20 protein-coding genes are annotated in these 23275 nt (G+C 72.1%); 15 read left to right on the top strand and 5 right to left on the bottom strand.

Features of this window, described 5'->3' with window-relative positions:
- Positions 1 to 8: 8 nt before the first annotated feature.
- Entirely contained in the window at positions 9 to 581 is a 573-nt protein-coding gene (locus tag AA23TX_RS12360) for a DJ-1/PfpI family protein (protein ID WP_155542675.1), read from the top strand.
- Between the two features lie 232 nt (positions 582 to 813).
- Positions 814 to 2256, top strand: coding sequence for a non-reducing end alpha-L-arabinofuranosidase family hydrolase (locus tag AA23TX_RS12355; RefSeq protein WP_155542674.1), 1443 nt, complete (start codon positions 814 to 816; stop codon positions 2254 to 2256).
- Between the two features lie 133 nt (positions 2257 to 2389).
- Here AA23TX_RS12355 and AA23TX_RS12350 read toward each other — a convergent pair whose 3' ends face one another.
- Positions 2390 to 2992 carry a TetR/AcrR family transcriptional regulator gene (locus AA23TX_RS12350; RefSeq protein ID WP_155542673.1) on the bottom strand — a complete coding sequence of 201 codons (603 nt, stop codon included), beginning with the start codon at positions 2990 to 2992 and terminating at the stop codon, positions 2390 to 2392.
- A 94-nt stretch (positions 2993 to 3086) separates the two neighbouring features.
- Here AA23TX_RS12350 and AA23TX_RS12345 point away from each other — a divergent pair, with 94 nt between their 5' ends.
- From AA23TX_RS12345 to AA23TX_RS12335, 3 genes are all read left to right on the top strand, one after another.
- Positions 3087 to 4019 (top strand): NADP-dependent oxidoreductase, encoded by a 933-nt coding sequence (locus AA23TX_RS12345; RefSeq protein WP_155542672.1) that lies wholly within the window; start codon positions 3087 to 3089, stop codon positions 4017 to 4019.
- A gap of 151 nt (positions 4020 to 4170) precedes the next feature.
- Positions 4171 to 5319, top strand: coding sequence for a hypothetical protein (locus AA23TX_RS12340; protein ID WP_155542671.1), 1149 nt, complete (start codon positions 4171 to 4173; stop codon positions 5317 to 5319).
- A gap of 163 nt (positions 5320 to 5482) precedes the next feature.
- A complete protein-coding gene (locus tag AA23TX_RS12335; protein WP_230862444.1) occupies positions 5483 to 5791 on the top strand; it encodes a hypothetical protein in 309 nt (102 codons plus the stop codon).
- Positions 5792 to 5812: 21 nt separating this feature from the next.
- Here AA23TX_RS12335 and AA23TX_RS12330 read toward each other — a convergent pair whose 3' ends face one another.
- Positions 5813 to 6820 carry a Rieske (2Fe-2S) protein gene (locus AA23TX_RS12330; protein WP_155542669.1) on the bottom strand — a complete coding sequence of 336 codons (1008 nt, stop codon included), beginning with the start codon at positions 6818 to 6820 and terminating at the stop codon, positions 5813 to 5815.
- A gap of 152 nt (positions 6821 to 6972) precedes the next feature.
- Here AA23TX_RS12330 and AA23TX_RS12325 point away from each other — a divergent pair, with 152 nt between their 5' ends.
- The 9 genes from AA23TX_RS12325 to AA23TX_RS12285 all read left to right on the top strand — a co-directional run bounded on the left by AA23TX_RS12325 (position 6973) and on the right by AA23TX_RS12285 (position 14738).
- A complete protein-coding gene (locus tag AA23TX_RS12325) occupies positions 6973 to 8055 on the top strand; it encodes a polyprenyl synthetase family protein (RefSeq protein ID WP_155542668.1) in 1083 nt (360 codons plus the stop codon).
- Entirely contained in the window at positions 8052 to 9566 is a 1515-nt protein-coding gene (gene crtI / locus AA23TX_RS12320; RefSeq protein ID WP_155542667.1) for a phytoene desaturase family protein, read from the top strand. Before AA23TX_RS12325 ends, crtI begins: the two co-directional genes overlap by 4 nt.
- Positions 9563 to 10510 (top strand): phytoene/squalene synthase family protein, encoded by a 948-nt coding sequence (locus AA23TX_RS12315; protein ID WP_155542666.1) that lies wholly within the window; start codon positions 9563 to 9565, stop codon positions 10508 to 10510. Before crtI ends, AA23TX_RS12315 begins: the two co-directional genes overlap by 4 nt.
- Position 10511: 1 nt before the next feature.
- Entirely contained in the window at positions 10512 to 10859 is a 348-nt protein-coding gene (locus AA23TX_RS12310; protein ID WP_155542665.1) for a lycopene cyclase domain-containing protein, read from the top strand.
- Positions 10859 to 11179 carry a lycopene cyclase domain-containing protein gene (locus AA23TX_RS12305; protein WP_155542664.1) on the top strand — a complete coding sequence of 107 codons (321 nt, stop codon included), beginning with the start codon at positions 10859 to 10861 and terminating at the stop codon, positions 11177 to 11179. The genes AA23TX_RS12310 and AA23TX_RS12305 overlap by 1 nt, the downstream gene beginning before the upstream one ends.
- Complete coding sequence (locus AA23TX_RS12300) at positions 11176 to 11892, top strand: class I SAM-dependent methyltransferase (RefSeq protein ID WP_155542663.1); 717 nt, start codon at positions 11176 to 11178, stop codon at positions 11890 to 11892. The genes AA23TX_RS12305 and AA23TX_RS12300 overlap by 4 nt, the downstream gene beginning before the upstream one ends.
- A complete protein-coding gene (locus AA23TX_RS12295) occupies positions 11889 to 13424 on the top strand; it encodes a hydroxysqualene dehydroxylase (protein WP_155542662.1) in 1536 nt (511 codons plus the stop codon). The genes AA23TX_RS12300 and AA23TX_RS12295 overlap by 4 nt, the downstream gene beginning before the upstream one ends.
- Positions 13425 to 13528: 104 nt before the next feature.
- Positions 13529 to 13750: a DUF6480 family protein gene (locus AA23TX_RS12290; protein WP_155542661.1), complete on the top strand. Its 222-nt coding sequence runs from the start codon at positions 13529 to 13531 to the stop codon at positions 13748 to 13750.
- A 55-nt stretch (positions 13751 to 13805) separates the two neighbouring features.
- Positions 13806 to 14738 carry an alpha/beta fold hydrolase gene (locus tag AA23TX_RS12285; protein WP_155542660.1) on the top strand — a complete coding sequence of 311 codons (933 nt, stop codon included), beginning with the start codon at positions 13806 to 13808 and terminating at the stop codon, positions 14736 to 14738.
- A 28-nt stretch (positions 14739 to 14766) separates the two neighbouring features.
- On the opposite strand, the gene AA23TX_RS12280 is transcribed toward AA23TX_RS12285, so the two are convergent.
- From AA23TX_RS12280 to AA23TX_RS12270, 3 genes are all read right to left on the bottom strand, one after another.
- Positions 14767 to 15075: a hypothetical protein gene (locus AA23TX_RS12280; RefSeq protein ID WP_155542659.1), complete on the bottom strand. Its 309-nt coding sequence runs from the start codon at positions 15073 to 15075 to the stop codon at positions 14767 to 14769.
- A 239-nt stretch (positions 15076 to 15314) separates the two neighbouring features.
- Positions 15315 to 17417 carry a PQQ-dependent sugar dehydrogenase gene (locus tag AA23TX_RS12275; protein ID WP_155542658.1) on the bottom strand — a complete coding sequence of 701 codons (2103 nt, stop codon included), beginning with the start codon at positions 17415 to 17417 and terminating at the stop codon, positions 15315 to 15317.
- Positions 17418 to 17443: 26 nt separating this feature from the next.
- The gene (locus tag AA23TX_RS12270; protein ID WP_196425294.1) at positions 17444 to 20257 is read right to left on the bottom strand and encodes a glycoside hydrolase family 2 TIM barrel-domain containing protein; all 2814 of its coding nucleotides are present in this window, start codon (positions 20255 to 20257) and stop codon (positions 17444 to 17446) included.
- Between the two features lie 232 nt (positions 20258 to 20489).
- Between AA23TX_RS12270 and AA23TX_RS12265 the strand changes: the two genes are divergently transcribed.
- Positions 20490 to 23246, top strand: a complete 2757-nt coding sequence (locus tag AA23TX_RS12265) for a ricin-type beta-trefoil lectin domain protein (RefSeq protein ID WP_155542657.1) — start codon at positions 20490 to 20492, stop codon at positions 23244 to 23246.
- Positions 23247 to 23275: the final 29 nt, after the last annotated feature.

The following is a 23275-nucleotide window of genomic DNA, read 5'->3' as shown; positions in this document are numbered from 1 at the left end:
GGACGACCATGGCACGGGTACTGGTCCTGACCGGCGACGCCGCCGAGGAGCTCGACTCGATGTACCCGATCTTCCGGTTGCGCGAGGGCGGCCACGAGGCGGTCGTGGCCGCCCCCACGACGCGTCCGGTGCACCTGGTCGTCCACGACTTCGAACCCGGGTGGGACGCCTACACCGAGAAGCCGGGACACCTGCTGCCGGTCGACCTGGCGTTCGCCGACGTGGACCCGGGCGCGTTCGACGCCCTCGTGATCCCCGGCGGGCGGGCCCCCGAGTACCTCCGGACCGACCCGGACGTGGCGCGCGTCGTCACGCACTTCTTCGAGCGCGACCTCCCGGTCGGCACGATCTGCCACGGCGCGCAGATCCCGGCGGCCTTGGGACTGCTGCGCGGCCGCACCACGGCCGCCTTCCCCCCGCTGAAGGCGGACATGGAGCTCGCCGGCGCGACGTTCGCCGACGCGCCCGACGTCGTCGACGGCGCGATGGTGTCCTGCCGCGGGTGGCCGGACCTGCCCGAGTGGTCCCGCGCTTTCCTGCGGGTGCTGGAGAAGGCGGGGCCCGGGCGGGCCGGCCGGTAAGGCGGCGCGGATGTAACTTTCACGACTCGACTGTCCTTTGTGGACCGAATGCGCGGCCCTGAGGTGCGAGGTCGCCGGACCCGGCGTCCGGCATCTCCGGCCCTCGGCCGCTTCGATTGACAACGTCCGGCTCGGAAGTCCAGGCTGGCGCGACCAATGTTAGCGATAACAGTCCCTTTGCCGACGAGCTGCCGGACCAGGCGGACCCGCAGCTGACCGGGAGAAGAACGTCATGAACAGAGGAAGTTCCAGCCGCAGGATCGCCGCGCTCGCCGCCGCGGTGACGGTCGCGGCAGCGGTGGCGACGGGCGTGACGCTGGGGGCGGGCCCGGCCCTGGCCGACGTCACCGGCGCTCTGCACGGTGTCGGTTCCGGCCGCTGCCTGGACGTGCCGAACGCCAACCAGGCCGACGGTACCTCCCTGCAGATCTACGACTGCTCCGGCGGCGCGAACCAGCAGTGGACCTCGACGAACGCCGGTCAGCTGACGGTGTTCGGCGGCAAGTGCCTCGACGTACCCGGCGGCGCGACCGCGGGGACCCGGGTGCAGATCTGGACGTGTCACGGCGGGGCCAACCAGCAGTGGCGGATCGGTTCCGACGGCACGGTGGTCGCGGTGCAGACCGGGCTCTGCCTGGACGTCACGGGTGCCGCCACGGCCAACGGCACCGCCGTGGGGATCTGGACGTGCAACGGCGGCAGCAACCAGAAGTGGACCGGCCTGTCGACCACGACCCCGACGACCACGCCCACGACCCCGACCGGCAGCGGCTGCTCGCTCCCGTCGTCCTACCACTGGTCGTCGACGGGTGTGCTGGCCACACCCAAGAACGGGTGGGTCTCGCTCAAGGACTTCACCAACGTCGTCTACAACGGGAAGCACCTCGTCTACGCGTCGAACGTCGCGGGTTCGTCGTACGGCTCGATGGCCTTCAGCCCGTTCACCAACTGGTCCGACATGGCTTCGGCCGGCCAGAACGGGATGAGCCAGGCCGCGGTGGCGCCGACGCTGTTCTACTTCGCGCCCAAGAACATCTGGGTGCTGGCGTACCAGTGGGGTGCGTGGCCCTTCATCTACCGCACGTCGAGCGACCCGACCAACCCCAACGGCTGGTCCTCGCCGCAGCCCCTGTTCACGGGCAGCATCTCCGGCTCCGGCACCGGCCCGATCGACCAGACCCTGATCGCCGACGGCTCGAACATGTACCTGTTCTTCGCCGGCGACAACGGCAAGATCTACCGGGCGAGCATGCCGATCGGCAACTTCCCGGGCAGCTTCGGCTCGTCGTACACGACGGTACTGAGCGATTCGACGAACAACCTGTTCGAGGCGGTCCAGGTCTACAAGGTCCAGGGCCAGAGCCAGTACCTCATGATCGTCGAGGCGATCGGCGCGAACGGCCGCTACTTCCGCTCGTTCACGGCGAGCAGCCTGAGCGGTTCGTGGACCCCGCAGGCGGCGAGCGAGAGCAACCCGTTCGCGGGCAAGGCCAACAGCGGCGCCGGCTGGACCAACGACATCAGCCACGGTGACCTCGTCCGCACCAACCCCGACCAGACGATGACCGTGGATCCCTGCAACCTGCAACTGCTGTACCAGGGCAAGTCCCCCAGCGCCAGTGGACCCTACGACCAGCTGCCGTGGCGGCCGGGTGTCCTGACGCTGCAACGCTGACCGGTGTCAGCCGGCCGAGGAACCCAGCCGCCCAACGGCTGGGTTCCTCGGCAACGGTCGTCGAACGGCACGTCGAGCCGCAACCAGCAGCGCGGACCGGGTACCGAGGGCCGAAATCTCGCTTTGGCCGCGGCTACCTCGTTTTCCTCGGCGCCTTCCCGCTGTGACCCTGACCAGGTGGCAGGTCGGCAGCAACGGCAACGAGATCGGCAGCACTGCCGGCGAGCAGGTCGGCGAAGTCGGCCCGCTCACCGAGCACCCATCGCCTGGTGGCCGACCCCAGGATCGCCATGCCGAGTGCGGTGGCCAGCCGCGCGGTGTGCTCGTCGTGGCCACGGCGGCACAGCGCCGCCGTGGTCACCTCGGACAGCATCGCCTCCTTGATCAAGCTGCGTTCCCGCAGCGGCGGGTTGTCCGCGATGACGGCGCGCAGCTCGATCAGCATTTCGGGGGGACGCAGCACTTCGGGGACCGCGGTGAACGCGGCCATCAGCGTCGCGAGCGCGCCCGTTCCGGCGGGCACCTCGGCGATGCCGGCTTCCAGGCAGGCCTGCAGTTCGTCCCCGGCGAACAGCACCTCCCGCTTGTCGGTGAACCAGCGGTAGAACGACCGCTCGGTGAGTCCGGCGTGCCCGGCGATCTGCGCGACCGTCGTGCGGTCGTAGCCCTGATCGCGGAACAGCTCCAACGCCGCCCGTTCGAGCCGCTCACGGGTGTTGCCCTCCCAACGCGCCATGCCCCCAGCATAGCGACAGCAGATGCTGTCATCACTGTGCTACCGTCGAGTGACGACAGCATCTGCTGTCATTACTCGATCCGCGGAGATCCTCATGCGCACCCTGCGTTTCCACCACACCGGTGACCCCCTCGACGTCCTGCGGCTCGAGGAGGCCGAGCCGCCACGGCCGGCCCCGGGGCAGGTCCGGGTCGCCGTCGAGGTCTGCACGATCAACCCGGCCGACTTGTCCCTGTGCCGGGGCCTGTACCCCGGCGACCTGCCCCGCGGGGTCGGGCTCGAGGTCGCCGGCACCGTCGACGCCATCGGCGAGGACGTGACCGGTGTCCGGCTCGGGGACGCCGTCTTCGGTCCCGCCCCCTTCACCGGACCGACCGCGGGCGCCTCCGGCCACGCGGTGCTCGACGTCTGGTTCCCGCGGCCACCCGCACTCGAACCGGCGGCCGCCGCCGCACTGCCCATGGCCGTGGAGACCGCTCAGCGCGGTCTGGACCTGCTGGGCATCACCGCCGACACGACCCTGCTCGTCAGCGGAGGCGGCACCACCACCGGCTTCGCCGCCGTGCAGCTCGCCCGGCGGTCCGGCGCGCGGGTGATCACCACCGCGGGCCTCACCCACACCGAGGCCTTGCGCGCCACCGGAGCCGAGGTCACCCCCTACGGCGAGGGCATGGCCGACCGGGTACGCGAACTGGCGGGGGGACCCGTCGACGTCGTCCTCGACGTCTCGCCGCCCGACGACGCCACCATCCCCGAACTCCTCCGCACGGTCACCGACCCCCGGCACATCCTGACCATCAGCAACCTCGCCGCCGCCCGCGAGTCCGGCGCCCGCGACGCGTTCACCGAGGGACCCCTCGCCCACCGCTACGAGGTCATCGGGGAGTGCGCCCGGCTCGCCGCCGAGGGCCGCTTCGGCATCCCGGTCGCCCGCGTCATTCCCCTCGCCGGCTGGCGCGAGGCCATCGAGCTGAGCCAGTCGCAGCGCCCCGGCGGCAAGCTCGTCCTGCGCATCGGCCCGGCCTAGTACTTTCGGCCGATGTCCGCACGGTGAAAACCCTCCGAAAGGCGTGAGCCATTCCGGGCTTCTCGCCTGCACGCCGGTTCTGCCGCCAATTACCGCCCTACCGTGGCGGTGCTTCGTGATCTTGAACCGGAAACCGAAGAGGGGAACCACCTTGCCCGACCGGACCAGATTTCTCGGCAGGACGCTCGCAGCCGCGGGCACCGCTGCGGCACTCGCGCTCGCCACGGCCGTTCCCGCGGCCGCGGCGGCACCATCCACCGTCGAGCAGGACGTCGCTCAGCTGTACCAGGACGTCGTCGACCTCTACAACGGGCTGCCGGCGGACGCTCTGCGCGGCGTCGACCGGCTCATCGAGTCGCCCGTCCCGCGGATCGGCCCCCGGAGCCGGGCCGCGGAAGGCCCGATCCCGGGCTGCACCGAAGGTTCGCTGCTGACGTACGCGAACCAGCTCGCGTCCCAGCTCACCCCGCTCGAGGGCCAGGCGCTCGACGCACTGTCGGGGCTCAGCCAGCTCTACGTGCAGGGCGTCGCGTCCGACAAGACCACGCAGGTCTTCGGCACCGACGGCCAGTACACCCCGCGCGCCACGGCCACGATCGACAAGCTGCGCGGCTTCTGGGACATCGAAAGCTGGAACATCCAGCTCGTCGCCTGGAAGGGCACCGATCTCGGCAGCCAGGCGAAGATGGCGCAGACCTTCAGCCTCGGCCTCGCGCCGGCCAAGGTGAAGGCCGCCGCCACGCTCGCCACCAAGGTGCTCTACGAAGTGCCGGGAATGCAGGGTGGCCGCAACCCGCTGATCACCCTGAACGCGTTCTCCGCACCGGCCGACAGCCTCGGGGGCAAGCGCGTGGCGCTCGGCGACGGCCTGCTCGACGTCGTCGACCACCTCGGGTTCGACGACGTCTCGGTGGAGTCCGTGGTCGGCCACGAGTACGGCCACCAGGTCGACTTCGCCCACGAGAACTACCCGCGCAACGAGTCCTCCGAGATGGGTCCCGACGCCTACGGCGGCTACTTCGTCGCGCACGCCAAGGGCTTCGCGTGGAACGCCCGCACCCAGCAGGAGGTCATCTACCTCGACGCCTCCATCGGTGACTGCTTCCACAGCCACGGCACCCCCGACCAGCGCAAGGCCGCCGGTGCCTGGGGCGAGAAGCAGGCGACGAACCAGGGCAACCCGAACCGGATCGTCCCGTCCGCCACGATGATCGAGAAGTTCCAGAAGGAGTACCCGAAACTGATGCCGCCGGCCACCGACCAGCGGGCCGCGGCGACGGTGGCCGCGGCTCGCGGCTGAGCTTCGCTTCTCGTCGGCGGGCCGTCACCCTCCCGGTTCGGGGGTGACGGCCCGCTCCGCCACGACGGTCCCGTCAGGGCCGCGCACCGGGTGGCCTGGCCGTGCCGCACTCCGGCAGGATGACCGCATGGTCCGTGGCCGGCTCCGCCCCCATCAGGTCTGGTTGATCGGCGTTCCCCTCAACCTGCTGCTGGCGATCCCGTGCTCCTACCCGATCATGTGGTCCCTGCTGGCGTTCCAGGTCATCGCGGGCGAGCTGGGCTGGGCGGAACTCGACCCGACGGTGGTCGACGACGGCGCCGGGCTCGTGATCACGCTCGGCCTCCTCTTCTTGCTGTTCACGGGACTGGTCGTGTTCGGCCTGAACGCCTTGTTCGCTTTCCGGGCACCGAAGCTCAAGGCCGTGGCCTACTGGCTCACGGTCCCGCTGCTGATCCTGATCCCCGCCCTCTTCCGGGTGGCCGCCCGGTAAACCCCTCGCCGCCGGCCCTGTTCACGCGCGCAAGGCGTACCGCCGCTCGGCATACGCGAGGTCGTCACGCCACAACCGCGCCGCCGTGTGGCGCACGAGCGGGCGGATCGCCGGTGCCAGCTTGGCCGCGACGGCGAACCCGGGGCGCTCCGACGCGGCGATCGTCGCCTCGATCACCGCGGTGCGGGGACGCCCGTCCGCACCGGGGCCCAGCGGCGTCGCGTGCGTTTCCACCACGCTGCCGGCCCCCTCGCCCTCGACGATGCGCATCACCACCGTGCGCGGCTCGGGACAGACGAATTCGGCCACGACCGGGACTCCCCATCGGCCGGCGAGCCGGAAGGTCACCTCGACCAGGAAGCGGTCCTCCTCCTCGGCCACCTCGACGCCCTGCGACGCGGAAAGCACCCGCAGACGCGCGAAGGAGTACGGGTGGAACCAGGCGCCGTGCCACGGGTCGAGCCGGTTCGCCACCACGTCCTCCGGCTCGCAGATGCCGCTGAGCGTGGCGACGGCGTCGATGCGCGCACCACCACCGGGCCGGGCGGGAACCACCGGCCGCTCGGTCGGCTGCTCGCGCCCGGTCTCGTCGAGGCGGGCCCAGACGAGCACGCCGTCGTCGTGCGCGGGAACCGGCGCCCACGCGCCGCGACGATCGCCGCCCAGCCGCAGGCCGTGCCACCGGCAGACCAGCTCGCCCCGGTGCAGCCGGGCGTCGGCGAGGGGCGCCCCCAGGTGCGGGCAAGCGCCCGGGCCGACGCGGACCCCGCCGTCGCGGTCACGCCAGGCCACGAGCTCCCGGCCGCCGACCGTCACCCCGAACGGGCGGTCCGGCCGCACCGACCGGCTGGCGCCGAGGACGAACCAGTTGCCGGAGGGACGCGCCGACGCGCGTTTGCCCGCGGCTTCGATGAGCGCGGGTGAGCAGTCCCGGTAGGTCGGCTCCTGGTTGGCCCAGCTCGGCTCGCGGAACGGCTGGACGGGCCATCGCCGCGGCCAGAGCCCGGCGATGCGCTGGCTGACGGTCACCGCTTCATCGTGGACGCCCCGCAGCGAACGTGCACGGTGGACCGCGGTTTCTCGTTCGAGGGAACCTCGTTTATCCCCGGCTCTTCCGGGGAAAGCCCGAGCAGACGCATCGATCGTGTATCGAATGTCCCGCGTCGACCGAAGGAGCCCGGATGACAGTGATCTCCGACGCCGACGTGACCGCCGCCTGGCTGGACGACCTGGCCCGCCACTGCGTCGACGCGGTGCGGGAGTTCGTCGGCGACCGGGTGCGGGAGCACTTCACCGGGCGGGCCGCGACCACCGCGGCGGTCACCGCGCTGCCGGACTTCGTGGCGGACGGGAAGTTCCTGCGGCCGCTGTTCGCCTACGCCGGCTGGCGGTGCGGCAAGCCGGACGACGAAGCGGCACTGCGGGCCGCGTCGGCGCTCGAACTGCTGCACTGCTTCGCGCTGGCCCAAGACGATGTCATGGACGGTTCCGAACGCCGTCGCGGCCGTCCGGCGCTGCACGTCACGTTCGCCCGCTGGCACGCCGAAAGGGAGCTCGGCGGCTCCGCCACGCGCTTCGGCGAGTCGGCCGCGATCCTCGCCGGCGACCTGTTCCTCGTCTGGTCCGAGCAGCTGCTGCGCGAATGCGGCCTGCCCGCCGAGGTGCTCGCCCGCGGCTGGCCGGTCTACGACCACCTGCGCTCCGAACTGGCCGTCGGTCAGCTCGACGACCTGGTGAACGACGCCCGCGCACTGCCCCCGTGGGGTGACGTCCTCGACGTCGTCCGCCGCAAGTCGGGCAACTACACCGTGCGCCGCCCGCTCGAGTTCGGCGCCGCGCTGGCCGGGTGCGACGAGCGCGTCCGCGCGGCTCTGGGCACGTACGGCGGCCTGGTCGGGGAGGCGTTCCAGTTCCGCGACGACCTGCTGGGGGTGTTCGGCGACCCGGCCGTCACCGGCAAGCCGATCGGTGACGACCTGCGCGAGCGGAAGGCCTCCACCGTCGTCGTGCTCACCGCCGAGCTGGCCGGCCGCCCGCAGCGCGCCGAGCTGGCGGAGTTGCTGGCCCTCGACGTCGTGGACGCCGCCGCCGTCGAGCGCTGGCAGCGGCTGATCACCGCGACCGGCGCCCGCGACCAGCTGGAGAAGTTCGCCGACGACCGGGTCCGGCACGCGCTCGAGGTGCTCGACCTCGCCGGCCTCCCCCAGCAGCCGGCCGACGCGCTGACCTCCTTGGCGCTGCGCTGCACCGAGCGGGTCCGATGAGGACGGTCCGCGGCCGCACCGACCGCGTGGTGGTCGTCGGCGCCGGGCTGGCCGGGCTCTCGGCCGCCCTGCACCTGGCCGGGCGGGGCCGCTCGGTGGTCGTCCTCGAGCGCGACCCCGGGCCCGGCGGCCGGGCCGGGCGGGTGGACCTCGCCGGCTACCGGCTCGACACCGGCCCGACGGTGCTGACCATGCCGGAGATCCTCGGCGACGCCTTCGCCGCGGTGGGCGCGGACCTGGCCGACCGGCTGCGGCTGACCCGGCTCGACCCCGCCTACACCGCACGGTTCGCCGACGGCTCGAGCCTGCCGGTCTTCTCCGACGGCGACCGGATGACCGACGCCGTGCGGGACTTCGCCGGCCCGGCCGAGGCGGCGGGCTACCGGCGGCTGCGCGACTGGCTGACCCGCCTCCACCGCGCCGAGTTCGACCGGTTCGTCGCCACCAACTTCGACTCGCCGCTCGGACTGCTCTCCCCCGACCTCGCCCGCCTCCTGGCGCTCGGCGGCTTCCGGCGCCTGGACACCCGGATCGGCGCCTTCCTGACCGACGAACGGCTCAAGCGGGTCTTCACCTTCCAGGCGTTGTACGCCGGGGAATCGCCGATGCGGGCTCTCGCGCTGTACGCGGTCATCTCCTACATGGACACCGTCGGCGGCGTGTACTTCCCCGAAGGCGGCATGGCGGCCGTCCCGCGGGCGATGGCTCAGGCGGCGACCGGCGCCGGGGTCGAGTTCCGCTTCGGCGCGGCCGTGACGGCGCTCGAACGCCGCGGAACCCGGGTCACCGCCCTGCACACGAGCCGAGGTGACCGGATCGAAGCCGACGCCGTCGTCCTGACCACCGAACCACCCGAGAGCTACCGGCTGCTCGGCCGCACGCCACGGCGTCCGGTGCCGCTGCGCCCGGCGCCGTCCGCGCTCGTGCTGCACGCCGGTGGTCCCGTGGAGCACCCGCCCGGGCACCACACGATCTCCTTCGGGCACGGCTGGCGCTCGACGTTCCGTGAGCTGATCACCGAGGGACGGCGGATGAGCGACCCCTCCCTGCTGATCACCCGCCCCACGGCGACCGATCCGTCGCTGGCTCCGCCGGGCAAGGAGCTGTTCTCGATCCTCGCGCCGGTGCCGAACCTCGAGCGCGGTCCGCGCGACTGGGACGTCGAGGCCGGGCCGTACGCCGACGAGGTCCTCGAGCACGTCCGATCGCGGCTGCTGCCGGGCTTCACCCCGGAGCTTTCCCACGTCCTGAGCCCGGCGGACTGGGCCCGCCGCGGGCTGGTGGCGGGCACGCCGTTCAGCTACGCGCACTCGTTCGTCCAAACCGGACCGTTCCGCCCGCGGAACCTGCCACCCGGCACGGAGAACGTGGTGCTGGCCGGCGGCGGGACCGTCCCCGGCGTCGGCGTCCCGACGGTACTGCTCTCCGGCCGGCTGGCCGCGGACCGGATCACCGGGACCCGTCGCACCGCGGACACCACGGTCGATCTCGCCGCGAAGGGAGCCCGATGACGCACCGCGAGCTCGACGCCGCCGGCATCACCGACCCGCGGCTGCGCCAGGCCTACCGGCGGTGCCGGGAGGTCAACGCCCGGCACGGCCGGACCTACTTCCTCGCCACCCGCATGCTTTCGCCCGCCCAGCGCCCGGCGGTACACGCGCTCTACGCGTTCGCGCGCCGCCTCGACGACCTCGTCGACGAGCCGGAACCGGGCGCCACCCCGGAGAGCATCGCCATCACCCTGCACGACGTCGAGCGGCGCTTCTTCGCCGAGCTCGCGGCCGGCCACAGCGACGACCCGCTGCTGACCGCGGTCCTCGACACCGTGTCCCGCCACGCCATTCCCGAGCCGCACTTCCGCGCGTTCTTCGCGTCCATGCGCATGGACCTCACCGTCACCGGTTACCCGACCCGGGCCGCGCTCGACGAGTACGTGCACGGCTCGGCCGAGGTGATCGGGCTGCAGGTGCTGCCGGTGCTCGGCACCGTCGTCGCCCGCGCCGAGGCGGCCCCGCGCGCCGCCGCGCTCGGGAAGGCGTTCCAGCTGACCAACTTCCTGCGCGACGTCGCCGAGGACCTCGGCCGCGGACGCGTCTACCTGCCGGCCGACGAGCTCGCCGCGGACGGCGTCGACCGCGACCGGCTGCGGTGGTGCGCCCGCGCCCGGAGGCTCGATCCCCGGGTCCGGCGGGCGCTCGCCGGTCAGGTCGCGCGGACGCGCCGGATCTACGCCGAGGCCCGGCCGGGGATCGCGATGCTGCACCCGGCGTCCCGGCCGTGCGTGGAGACCGCGTTCACGCTCTACGGCGGCATCCTCGACCGCATCGAGGCCGCGGGCTTCAACGTCTTCGGCGGACGCGCCCGCGTGCCGCGGCACCGCCGGTTGCTGGCGGCCGGCGACGCGCTCGTCCGCGCGCGGTGGGCGCGGCACCGCCACCCGGTGGCGGTGGCCTGAGATGGGCAAGCTGGAGTACCTGCTGGTCCTCGCCGCCTGCGTCGTCGTGACGCTGCCGCTGGAGCTGGCCGGCGCCCGGGTGTACCGGCGGCCGCGGCTGCTGGCGCGCGCCGTGCTGCCCGTCGCGGCGGTGTTCCTGGTCTGGGACGCCGTCGCGATCACCGCCGGCGTATGGGACTTCGACCCCGCCTTCGTCACCGGCGTGGGCGTCCCGCTGGGGATCCCGCTCGAAGAGGTGCTGTTCTTCGTCGTCGTCCCGATCTGCGGGCTGCTGACCTACGAGGCCGTGCAGCTGACCGGCCGGGTCGTCACGCGGCTGCTGCGCCGCCGGGAGCGGGTGCCGCGCTGATGCCCTGGGGCTACACGGTTCCCGCCGTCGCCGCCGTGCTCGTCGTGGTCGCCGCGGAGCTGCTCGTCCTGCGGACCGGGCTGCTGCGCCGGCCGGCCTACTGGGTCACGATGGCCATCGTGACCGCCTTCCAGGTCCCGGTGGACGGCTGGCTGACCAAGCTCTCCGCTCCGATCGTCCGGTACGCACCCGAAGGCATCACCGGGTGGCGGTTCCCCTGGGACATCCCGGTCGAAGACTTCCTCTTCGGCTACGCCATGGTCACCGCGGTCCTGCTGCTGTGGGAACGTGGTGCCCAGTCCCGAAAGGACAGTGCATGAGCCCGTTGTCCCGCACCGGTTTGCCGCGAGCCGAGGTACCGTCCGCGTTCGACGGGGGCGCCGCGGCCTACGACCGGCTCGTCGGCGCCAACCCGGGCTACCATCGCGACCTCCGGATCTCCGCCCGCCGCCTCGGGCTGCCCGGCGGGGGCGCCGGGCTGCACGTCCTCGACGCCGGCTGCGGTACCGGCGCGTCGACCGCCGCGCTGCTGCGGACCGCGCCGGGCGCGCGCGTCACCGCGATCGACGCGTCCGCCGGGATGCTGGGGCGGGCGCGCGCGAAACAGTGGCCGGCGGACGTCCGGTTCGTCCACTCGCCGGTGGAGGACCTGACAGCCGCGCGGCCTTTCGACGCGATCTTCGCCGCCTACCTGGTGCGCAACCTCGCCGATCCCGACGCCCAGCTGGCGAAACTGCACGGTCTGCTGCGCCCGGGCGGCCGCATCGCGCTCCACGAGTATTCGGTGCGGGACTCGCGGCGCGCCCGCTGGGTGTGGAACGCGGTGTGCGGCGCCGTCGTGATCCCGCTGGGCCGGCTCGCCACCGGCGACGCGACGCTGTACCGGCACCTGCGCCGCAGCGTCCTCGCCTTCGACGGCGTCGCCGACCTCTGTGCGCGGCTCACGCACGCCGGCTTCACCGACGTCCGCACGGGCACGATGCCCGGCTGGGCACGCGGGATCGTCCACACCGTCCTGGGCACCCGGCCGTGACGCCGGTCCGCGACCGCCGCGCCGAGCTCCACCCCGCGTCCCCGGGGCTCCCGGACGCCGGGGCGCTCGGCCGCCGTCCGCGTGCCGCCGTGGTCGGGGGCGGCATCGCCGGGCTGACCGCCGCGACCGGCCTCGCCGAGCGCGGCGTCGAGGTCACGGTGTTCGAGCGCGAGCGGTACCTCGGCGGGCGGGCCGGCGGCTGGGCCGAGCGCCTGCCGGACGGCACCGGGGTCACGATGAGCCGCGGCTTCCACGCGTTCTTCCGCCAGTACTACAACCTCCGCGCACTGCTCGCCCGCACCGACCCCGGGCTGCGGCGGCTCACGCCGGTGCCGGACTACCCGCTGGTCGACGCGCTCGGCCGCACGGACACCTTCGCCGGGCTGCCGCGCACCCCGCCGCTGAACGCGCTGGCGTTCGCCTTGCGCAGCCCCACGTTCCGGGCTCGCGACCTGCTGCGCCTCGACGGCCGACGCGCGCTGCCCCTGGCCGGCGTCGGCGTGCCCCGGGTCTACGAGCAGCTCGACCACGTCGACGCGGCGACGTTCCTGAGCGCGATCAACTTCCCCGTCGCGGCCCGGCACCTGGCGTTCGAGGTGTTCTCCCGCAGCTTCTTCGCCGACCCGGCCGAGCTGTCGGCCGCCGAGCTGGCGACGATGTTCCACCTGTACTTCCTCGGTTCCGCCGAAGGCCTGCTCTTCGACGTGCCGGCCGAGCCCTTCCCGCGGGCACTCTGGGACCCGCTGGGCGAGTACCTCACCTCGCGGCGCGCCGACCTCCGCACCGGGGTGTCCGTCACGGCCGTCGAGCCGCGCCCCGGCGGGTTCCTCGTCGACGGCGAGCTCTTCGACGCCGTCGTCCTCGCCTGCGACGTGCCGGGACTGCGGCGCGTCGTGGCCGGGTCGCCGGGGCTGGGCACCGAGGACTGGCGCGCGAGGGTGGCCCGGCTGCGCACAGCTCCCCCCTTCGTGGTGCGCCGGCTGTGGCTCGACCGGCCCGTCGACGCGACCCGGGCCGCGTTCCTCGGCACCGGCGGTCTCCGGCCGCTGGACAACATCAGCGTCCTGGACCGGTACGAAGGGGAAGCGCGCCGATGGGCCCGCCGGCACCACGGCTCGGTCGTCGAACTGCACGCCTACGCCGCCGGCGACGACCCCGGCCGGGTCGCCCACGACCTGGACAAGCTCCTGCACCGGCTCTACCCCGAGACCGCCGACGCCCGTGTGGTCGGCGCGAGCACCCTGGTCCGCGAGGACTGCCCGCTGTTCCCGGTCGGCGGCTTCGCCCACCGGCCCACGGTCGAGACACCTCAGCCCGGCCTGCTCCTCGCCGGTGACGCGATCCGCGTCGACCTGCCGGTCGCCCTGATGGAACGCGCGGCGACCACCGGCTGGACCGCCGCGAACACCCTCCTGCGCCGGTGGGGTCTGGCCGGTCACCCGCTGCGCTCGGTGCCCAACCACGGCCGGATCGCGCTGCTCGACCGGCTGGCCGCCCGAACGGGCGGTTTTCCGGCCGCGGCCGGAAGGTGAGCGGTTAAGCGGGGCCACCGGGGTACCCGTCCGGGCATGGACGACGAACAGACCCGAACCGGGTTCGGCACGAAACAGCAGGTGGACCCCGTACAGGCGTTCTCGTGACCGCGCCCGGGCCGGAGCCCGAGGACGCTCCCGGTCTCGAACCCGGCGGCTCGGTCGCCCCGGGTGACACCCCTCCCGATGCCGGCCAGACCTCGGGCTTGTCCCACCCCCAGCCGATTCCCTCGCGGGCCCCGGCCGTCGTCGCGCTGATCGTGGTCGCCGTACTCGTGCTCGGAACGGCGGCGTTCTTCGTACTCCGCGCGATCGACCTGCTCTGACCGCGTGGCGAAACGGAAATTGACTATTGACCACTTGCCAGTAACGTTCCCCGCCATGGACGATGCTGCCCGCCGGCTGCGACGACGTCTGCTCGCCGCCCTCGGTTCGACCCGCGTCGAGGCGAACGGCCGGTCCTGGGATCCGGGACTGCCGCCCGGGCGCCTGCTCACCCTGCCGGGCAAGGGCGAGCTCTTCGTCCGTGAGCACCGGCCGCCGGGCACCACCGGGCCACCGGTTCTCCTGCTGCACGGCTGGTCCTGGTCGCTGGACGTCAACTACTTCGGCGTGATGCCCGAGCTGGCGGCCGCGGGGATCCCGTTCGTGGGCCACGACCAGCGGGGACACGGGAGGGGTCTGGCGAGCGGGCGCCCGTTCGAGATCGAGGACGTCGCCGAGGACGCCGCGGCGCTGCTCGACTTCCTCGGCATCGAAAAGGTCATCGCGTGCGGCTACTCCCTGGGTGGCCCGGTGGGGCTGCACCTGGCCTTGGCCCGGCCGGACCTGGTCGCCGGGCTGGTGCTGGCCGCGACGGCCTTGAGCTACCGGCAGAGCTTGCGCGACCGGACCGTGTGGCGCCTGATCGCCGCCGGTGCCCCGCTCGCCCGGCTGGGGTTCGGCCGGTCGATTTCCCCGCGCTACTTCGGTCTGAGCAGACGGACGTCGCCGGATCTCGCCGCTCGGTGGTCGTGGTTCCACACCGAGCTGACCCGCGCGCCGGTCACCGGCGTGTTCACGATGGGACGCGCGGTCGGCCGTTACGACCTGCGCGATCGAGTGGCCGCGTTGCGCCGGACACCCGCGGCCGTCGTCCTGACGACCCAGGACACCGTCTGCGCCCCTCGTTCGCAACGGCAGCTCGCCGACCAGCTCGGGGCCCGGGTTCTGGAGCTGCCGGACGACCACGACGTCCCGATCGTGCGCCCCGCGGCGTTCGCCACCGCCGTCCTGACCGGGATCGCCGACGTCCGCGCACGAGCCGGGCGGTGACGCCGGGATCCGGCTCCCGTCGTGGTCGTCAGACGTTTTCGGCCGACACGACGGCCGGCATCCGGTTCAGCCTCTCCAGCAGCAGCGCGGTCGCCGTCGCGGTGAGCCAGACCGTGCACTCGACACGGCTTTCGACCACGCCGTCGCGTACGTCGATCCTGAGGTTGCGCACCGGGTAGCGGCGGCTGTGCAGCAGGCTGACGACGCGCAGGACGCCGGCAAGACCGCCGACCACGTGCGCCGCGACGGTGCGGTGCAACGGAAATTCGGCGGCGGCCTCAGTGGTCCGGCTGGTGACCGGCTCCGGGCGTGGGCTGACGGCAGCGGTGTGAGTCATGGCGGATCTCCTCAGGCGGATTCTGGGAAAGATCCGGACCAGGTCTCCGGAGGCGGCGCACGACATTCGGCACGCCGGCGACCTGGTTCAGCCGGCGCGCCGAGGAATGATGATCCCGCGCATGCGGCGGACTATACATGCCGCCGGTCGCCGACGGTCGAGCCCCAGCAGATCGAACAGCTCCCCCACGATCCGGACGAAGCGGCGAACCAGGCAACTCCCCCAGCCGCCGTCCGCGACTAACGGCTCCTGACGGGTGCCGCTGTCCTCGCGACCGAGGCCCCACCGAGGGTCACGTGGAAGATCTTCTCGTTGCTGTTGTCGGGAATGCTGTCCTTGTCGCCGTTGTTGGTGGTCGTCAGCCACAAGCCGCCGTCGGGTGCGGGTTCCACCGTGCGCAGCCGCCCGTAGGTGCCGTTGAAGTACGCCTGGACGTCGGTCAGGTCACTTCCGCTGATCACCTCCCGGTACATCCGGGTGCCGCGTTCGCAGGCGACGTAGAGCACGTCGCGGACGATGGCGATGCCGGAGCAGGAGCCTTCCGCCGTCGAGTACGTCCGCTTCGGTGCGATGAAGCCCGCGGTGCTGCACGTCCCCGAAGTGCCTTCACACGCCGGCCAGCCGTAGTTGCCGCCCTTGGTGATGAGGTTGGTTTCGTCCATCACCGAGTTGCCGAACTCCTGTTCCCACAACCGTCCTTGGGAATCGAACGCGAGTCCCTGCGGGTTGCGGTGGCCGTAGCTCCACACGTAGGTGCCGAAGGGGTTGTCCGCAGGCACGCTGCCGTCCGGGTTCAGCCGCAGGACCTTGCCGTTGAGGCTCGCCTTGTTCTGGGCGTTGTCGCCGTTCTGGGCGTCGCCGGTGGTGGCGTAGAGCTTGCCGTCGGGACCGAAGCGCAGCCGGCCGCCGTTGTGGAACTTGTTGCGCAGCAACCCACTGAGCAGGACCTGCTCCGATGCCGTGTCGAGCTGGCCGTCCGCCAGCTTGATCCGCACGATCCGGTTGTCGGACGGCGAGGTGTGCATGAGGTAGAGCCAGTGGTCGGCGGCGAACCCGGGCGAGACGGCCAAGCCGAGCAGGCCGCCCTCACCGTCGGTGTTGTCCACCCCGGGGACCGTGCCCACCGACGTCTTGGCGCCGGTGGCGGGGTTCAGGTGGACGATGTCGTGGGCGTCGCGCCGCGTGTAGAGGATCGTGCCGTCCGGCAGCGTCACCAGGCCCCACGGGATGTCGGTGTCGGCGGCGATCTGCGTCACCGCGCACACGGAGTCGCCACAGGCCGCGCCGGTGGTCACGGTCGTGGTCGCGCTGGGCGGCGAGACGTTCGCCTGCGCGTCCCGCGCCACGACGGAGTACTCGTAGCTCGTGTTCGCCGCCAGGCCGCTGTCGACGAAGGTGGTCGCGGGCGGCGCGGTGGCGGTGCCGGTGACCGCACCGACTTTGACGCCGCCGCGGTAGACGTCGTAAGCCCGGACGCCGATGTTGTCCGTGGCCGCGGCCCAGTCCAGGGTCACCGTCGTGCCGGAGGCGGCGCCGGTCAGGTTCGTGGGCGCGGTCGGCGCCTGGTCGTCCGGCTGGCACTGCGGAGGCGTGATCGGGACCGTCGTGCTGGCCTGCGAGACGTTGCCCGCCGCGTCCCGTGCGTTGACGTACAGGCCCCAGGTCACGCCGCCGACCACGGTCAGGCTCGTCGACAGGGTGCTCCCGCTCACCGACTTCATCAGCTGTCCGTCGTGGTAGACGTCGTAGAACGCCACGCCCACGTTGTCGGTGGACGCGTTCCACGCGAACGTCACGGCGTCGCAGACCAGGTCGCTCACCCGCGGGTCGCCCGGCACGCTCGGCGGCTGGGTGTCACCGAGCGTGGTCCGCCACTTCTGGTTGCCTCCGCCGGTGCAGGTGTACATGCCGACCAGGGTGCTGTTGGCGGTGGCCGCCCCGGTGACGTCCAGGCAGAGGCCCGACTGCCCCCCGGTGATCGTGCCGTCGGCGTTGATCCGCCACTTCTGGTTGGCGCCGCCGTTGCAGGTGTAGATCTGGGCGTCGGCCGGGGACGTCGTGCTCGCGTGGGCGACGTCGAGGCACATCGCGCCGTCGTACACCCGCAGCTCGCCCGCCGCCGTGAACGTCCACGCCTGGTTGGCCTGGCCGTTGCAGTCGTAGATGTTCACGCGCGTCTTCGCCGCGGTGCTGTTGCCGACGACGTCGAGGCACCGTCCGGACGCCACGCCGGTCACCGTGAACCCGGAAGCCCCGGTGGCCGCGGGCACGACCACCGCCACCGCGGCGACGGCGGCGATCACCGCGGCCAGGACACACCGGCGGGAACTCGAGGGGAACATTCTCGGCCTTTCGCTGTGGGCGGACTTCACGCGTCGAAGCGGAAGTACACGGTGCGGTGGTAGTCGCCGGTGGCGGCGTTCGGGCGGCTCTCCGGGCCCAGCGCCGCGACGCCGTGGAACTTGTTGCCGATCGGGGAAATCCCGTCGAGCAGCGAGATTCCGCCGGCCGGGTAGGTCACCACGGCGTTCTGCGGGTCGGGACCCACGGCCGGGGTGAACAACCGCAGGTACAGGCCCTCCTCCGCGGCGACCACCGTGATCGCGCCTTCGGTGGTGTCCAGCACGGCCCAGCAGGTCCGGGCGTGGTAGCCCTTGAACTCCGGGTAGGCGAACCCGCTCGCCCCGGTCGCGGTGTCGTCGTACGGCTTGTGCCAGACGTCGGGCCGCACCCCGCGCAGCCGGTTCTTGTAGACGCGGTACGGCCCGTCCCCGAGCCAGGTCAGGCCGCGCACGTTCGCCTCGGGGTAGTCGAAGTTCACGCCGAGGTGGTCGTGGTCGCCGGTGGCGCGGTAGCGGTACTCCAGCCGCAGCCAGCCGTTGGCGTCCAGCCGCCAGCGCACGGACGTCAGGTCGCCGCTGTAGTCCGCCTGCGCGACCCAGCCGGTGCCGTCGCGAAAGTGGCTGAACCCGGTCAGGGCGGCCGCGCCGCCGGCCGGGGCGGGACCGTTGGCCAGCGACACCGGCGAGCCGGCGCGGCGCGCGCCGGTCAGCCGGCCGTCGGCCTTGCCGATGGTGACCCGGGTGGCCCCGGCGACGAGCGTGACGTCGACGGCGGTCTCGGTCATGACGACGCTCCCGGTGGTCGCCGGGCGGACCAGGCGGGCGGCGAGGTCCGGCGCCTTGCGGACGCGCCACGTCCAGCCCGCGATGTCCCGGCCGGCCGGATCGGTCACGCTCAGCCGCAGTGCGTCCGCCCCGGTCCAGTCGGCGGGCAGGCCGAGCGTCACCGCGCCGGTGGCCCCCGGCGCGACGTCCGGGGCCGCCGCCCGGCCTTCGGCGAGCACCTGGTGACCGGGCCCCGCACCGGGCGCGGGGAACGCCAGCAGCTGCCAGCCGAACCGGCACGTCCGGAGGTTCGTGAAGTCGTAGCGGTTGACGAGCTTCACGGTCTTGTCGAACGACGCCGGGAAAACCGAGTCGTAGTAAGCGGAATTGGCCAGCTGGACCGGTGACCAGATGTCCTTGATCGTGAAGAAGCTGCCTTCCTTTTCACGGTACGGGCCGAGGATGCCGTCGGGAGCGCGGCTGCCGTTGGTGTCGAGGGCCCCGCCGCGGTCGTCACGCACGACGCTTTCGTCGACGAGTGCCCAGATGAAGCCGCCCGCCGAACGCTGCGACCCGCCCATCAGCTTCCAGTAGTCGTTCAAGCCGGCTCCGGCGCCGCCGTCGTAAAGGCCGTGCAGGAACTCGGTCGGCATGAAGATCGTGGCGCCGGCGGCCTTGCTCGCGGTGCTGCTGTAGGTCTGGTAGTGGCTGGTGTCGACGCCGCTGAAGGTCGTCCAGGGGTGCAGTACCGCCCGCCGCTGCGGGTCGTACCGGCCGAAGTCGTCGTCCAGCGCGGTGTTCCAGCCGCCTTCGTTGCCGTTGTCCCAGAACAGGATCGACGGGTGGTTGACGTCGCGCTCCACCAGGGCCTTGACCAGCGGAGCCCCGACACCCTCGTCGTACCGGCGCTGCCAGCCGGTCAGCTCGTCCAGGACGTAGAGCCCGAGTTCGTCGCAGAGGTCGAGGAAGTACGCGTCCGGTGGGTAGTGCGACATCCGGACGGCGTTCATGTTCATGTCCTTCATCAGCCCGATGTCCAGCCGGGCGAGGCGCGGGCTCGAGGCCCGGCCGGAGGTCGGCCAGAAGGTGTGCCGGTTCGCTCCTTTGAGGACGATCCGCTGGCCGTTGACGTAGATGCCGTCACCGGCCCGGACCTCGACCGTACGGAAGCCGAAGCGCTCGACGGTGCTGTGCGACGGAGTCCCGCCGGAGTTCACGAGGGTCAGCTCGACCTGGTGGAGGTTCGGCGTTTCGGCGGTCCACAGGGGAGGCCGGTCCGCGGTGGTGGTCAGGTCCGCGCCGGTGGCCCCGCTCGCCACGGCTACCGAGAAGGCGTCGCCGACGGCCGTACCGTCGAGCCGGCGCAGCTGCGCCGTCAGCCGGGCCGCCCCGGTCACCCCGGCGAGCGTGACGTGGGCGGCGAACGTCCCGTCCGCGCGGGCGTCGATCGCGACGCGGTCGATTCGCGCGGCCGGATGGGCTTCCAGCGTCACCGGCCGGAAGATCCCGCCGAAGTTCCAGAAGTCACCGCGGCGCTCGGCGTCGTTCACCGAGTTGTCCGCCGATTCCTTGCTGACGGTCGCTTCCAGGAGGTTCGGCTCGCCGAGCCTCAGCAGATCCGTCACGTCGTGGCGGAAGCGGTAGAAGCCGCCTTGGTGCACCGGCCCGGCGGAGAGGCCGTTGACCCACACGTCGGCGTCGGTCATGGCGGCTTCGAAAACCAGGAAGATCCGGCGCCCGGCCCAGGACGCCGGCGGCGTGAACCGGTGGCGGTAGTTCCCCTTCTCCGCCGGGACGAGGTCCCCTCCGTAGTGGTAGCTGCCGAAGCCGTGGCACTCCCAGTTCGACGGCGTCGGGATCGTGCTCCACTCCCCCGCGCGCCGTCCGGCCGTGACCTGGAACTCCCAGTCGACGGTGTGGTCGGCGTCGGCGCCGGTCAGGAGCAGGGTTTCGGTCACCGGACCGGCGAGTGCCGCACGGGCTGCGCCCGCCGAAGTGACTCCGAACGTCGACAGGCCCGCCGTCGCCACGCCCACCGTGCCGAGGGCCAACGCCGTGCGACGATCGAATTCCACTGGGCCTCCAGAGGACTGGGAGGTGAAGTCCGCCGACGCGCCGAGAGACCCAGACCGGACCGGGCAAGCGCTCTGATATATGACACACCATACAACAGCAGCCGGTGCACAACTGGACAAACCGCCGGACAACCTCCCCGGCCGGAACCTTCGGCGGCTTCACCAATGATCAGGCGAACGCTACCGTCGACCTCCTGAGCTCCTCACCGCCGAGGCCTCGAAGGAGTACTCCATGCGCGGCTCCACGCTCCTCCGCCTGCTCCTGCCCGTCCTGCTCGCCACGACGACCCTGGGGGCGACCGCGGCACCCGCCGGCGCGGCCACCACCACGATCGCCGTCGACGGCGGCAGCACCGGGCGCACCTTCGACGGCGTCGGCGCGATCAGCGGCGGTGGCGGCAACTCGCGCCTGCTGATCGACTACCCGCCCGCGCAACGGGCCCAGATCCTCGACTACCTGTTCAAGCCCGGCTACGGTGCCGCCGTCCAGCTGCTGAAACTGGAGATCGGCGGCGACGCGAACTCGACCGACGGTTCCGAACCCAGCCACCAGCACGTGCGCGGTGACATCGACTGCAACGCGGGCTACGAGTTCTGGCTCGGCGAACAGGCCGTCGCCCGCAACCCGGGGATCAAGCTGGTGGCGCTGCCCTGGGCCGCGCCGGGCTGGGTCGGCGGCGGGAACTTCTGGTCCCAGGACATGATCGACTACGACATCTCCTGGCTGGACTGCGCGAAGCGGCACGGGCTGACGATCGGCTACCTCGGCGGCTGGAACGAACGCGGCCACGACAAGACCTGGTACAAGAACCTGCGCGCGGCGCTGAACTCCCGCGGCTACGGCGCCGTGCAGATCGTCGGCGACGACAGCAGCTGGAACACCGCCGACGACATGCTGTCCGACAGCGGCTTCAACGCCGCGGTCGGCGTCGTCGGCTCGCACTACCCGTGCGGCTACCTTTCGGACGCGACGACGTGCGCGTCGTCCGCGAACGCCGTCTCCACCGGGAAACCCCTGTGGGCCAGCGAATTCGGCTCCCAGGACTTCAACACCGGTTCCGCCGCCTACATCCGGACCATCACCCGGGGCTACCTCGACGGCCAGATGACCGGGTTCATGAACTGGCCGCTGGTGGCCGCGCTGTATTCGAACCTGCCCTACAGCACGGTCGGCCTCGCGACCGCGAACACCCCGTGGTCGGGCGCCTACCAGCTCGGGAAGAACCTGTGGGCCAACGCGCAGGTGGCCCAGTTCACCCAGCCCGGCTGGAAGTTCCTCACCGGCTCGGCGAGCGGCTACCTCGGCGGCAACCGCGCGAACGGCAGCTATATCTCCCTGCGGGCAGCGAACGGCACCGACTACTCGACCATTTACGAAACCACCGGCGCGAGCGCCGCCCAGACCGTGAACGTCACCGCCTCGGGCGGGCTGAACACCGGCACCGTGCACGTCTGGTCCACCGACCTGGGGTCGTCGAACCCCGCCGACCACTTCGTGAAGCAGGCCGACGTCACCCCGGCGTCGGGAACGTATTCCCTGACCCTGCAACCGAACCGGATCTACTCGGTCACCACGACCACCGGCCAGGGCAAGGGCACCGCGACCAGCCCGGCGGCCGGAAACCTGAGCCTGCCTTACTCGGACGACTTCGACGGCTACAGCACGCGCAGCGCCGCCAAGTACTTCTCCGACATGCAGGGCTCGTACGAGGTCCGGCCGTGCGCGGCCGGCCGGGGTGGGCAGTGCCTGCAGCAGGTCGCGCCGGTCCGCCCGATCAACTGGCAGGACGACAGCGACGCCTTCACCCTCGTCGGCGATCCACAGTGGAGCAACTACACCGTCGGCACGGACGTCGACCTGCAGCAGGCCGGCACCGTCACGCTGCTCGGCCGGGCCGGCACCCAGAACCGCCCGCAGAGCCACCAAGCGGCCTACCAGCTGCGCATCGCCGACACCGGCGCGTGGTCGATCGCGAAGAACAGCAGCGGCGGCGTCCTCACCACCCTCGCGTCCGGCTCCCACGCGGCGCTGGGCCTGAACACCTGGCACAACATCAAACTCGGCTTCAGCGGCAACCGGATCACCGCGAGTCTCGACGGCGCCACGCTCGGCGCCGTCACCGACACGGCGTTCACCACCGGCCTCGCCGGCGTCGGTGTCGTGGGGTACCAGACGAACCTCTTCGACAACTTCTCCGTCACCCCGAACGCGGACGGGAACTACGGCGGCATCCTCAAGGGCCAGGAATCCGGCCTGTGCGCGGACGTTCCGGCGGCGAGCCAGACCGACGGCACCGCCATCGCCCTCTGGGACTGCACCGGCGGCGCCAACCAGAGCTGGACCGCGACCCCGGCCAAGCAGCTGATGGTCTACGGCACCAAGTGCCTGGACGCGAGCGGCGCCACCGACGGGTCCCCCGTCCGGATCTCCGGCTGCACCGGCGGCACCGCCCAGCAGTGGGCGATCACCGCGGACGGCTCGGTCGTCGACGCCGGGTCGGGCAAGTGCCTCGACGCCACCGGGCACGGCACGGTCCCCGGGACCGCGCTGGTGCTGTGGGGCTGCAACGGCGGCGCGAACCAGAAGTGGGCGCGCGGCGACACCGCCGGCATCCTCAAGGGGCAGGAGTCGGGCAAGTGCGCCGACGTCCCCGCGGCGAACCAGGCCGACGGCACCGTCCCGGCGCTGTGGGACTGCAACAACGGCACCAACCAGGCGTGGACGTCCACCACGAGCAACCAGCTCAAGGTGTTCGACACCAAGTGCCTCGAGACCGCCGGCGGCGCCACCGCGGACGGAACGGCGATCCAGATCCACGACTGCACGGGCGCCGCCACGCAGCAGTGGCGGGTCCAGGCGGGCGGCGCGGTCGTCAACGTCGGCTCCGGCAAGTGCCTCGACGTGACCGGTCACGGGACGACGAACGGCACCCCGTTCGTCATCTGGCCCTGCACCGGCGCCGCGAACCAGCGGTGGTCACGCAGCTGAGCCGGCCGGGTGTCACCGAAAACTCGAGA

This window comes from Amycolatopsis camponoti (assembly GCF_902497555.1).
GTDB classification, from domain to species: domain Bacteria; phylum Actinomycetota; class Actinomycetes; order Mycobacteriales; family Pseudonocardiaceae; genus Amycolatopsis; species Amycolatopsis camponoti.
This window is presented reverse-complemented; position numbering and strand designations above follow the sequence as displayed.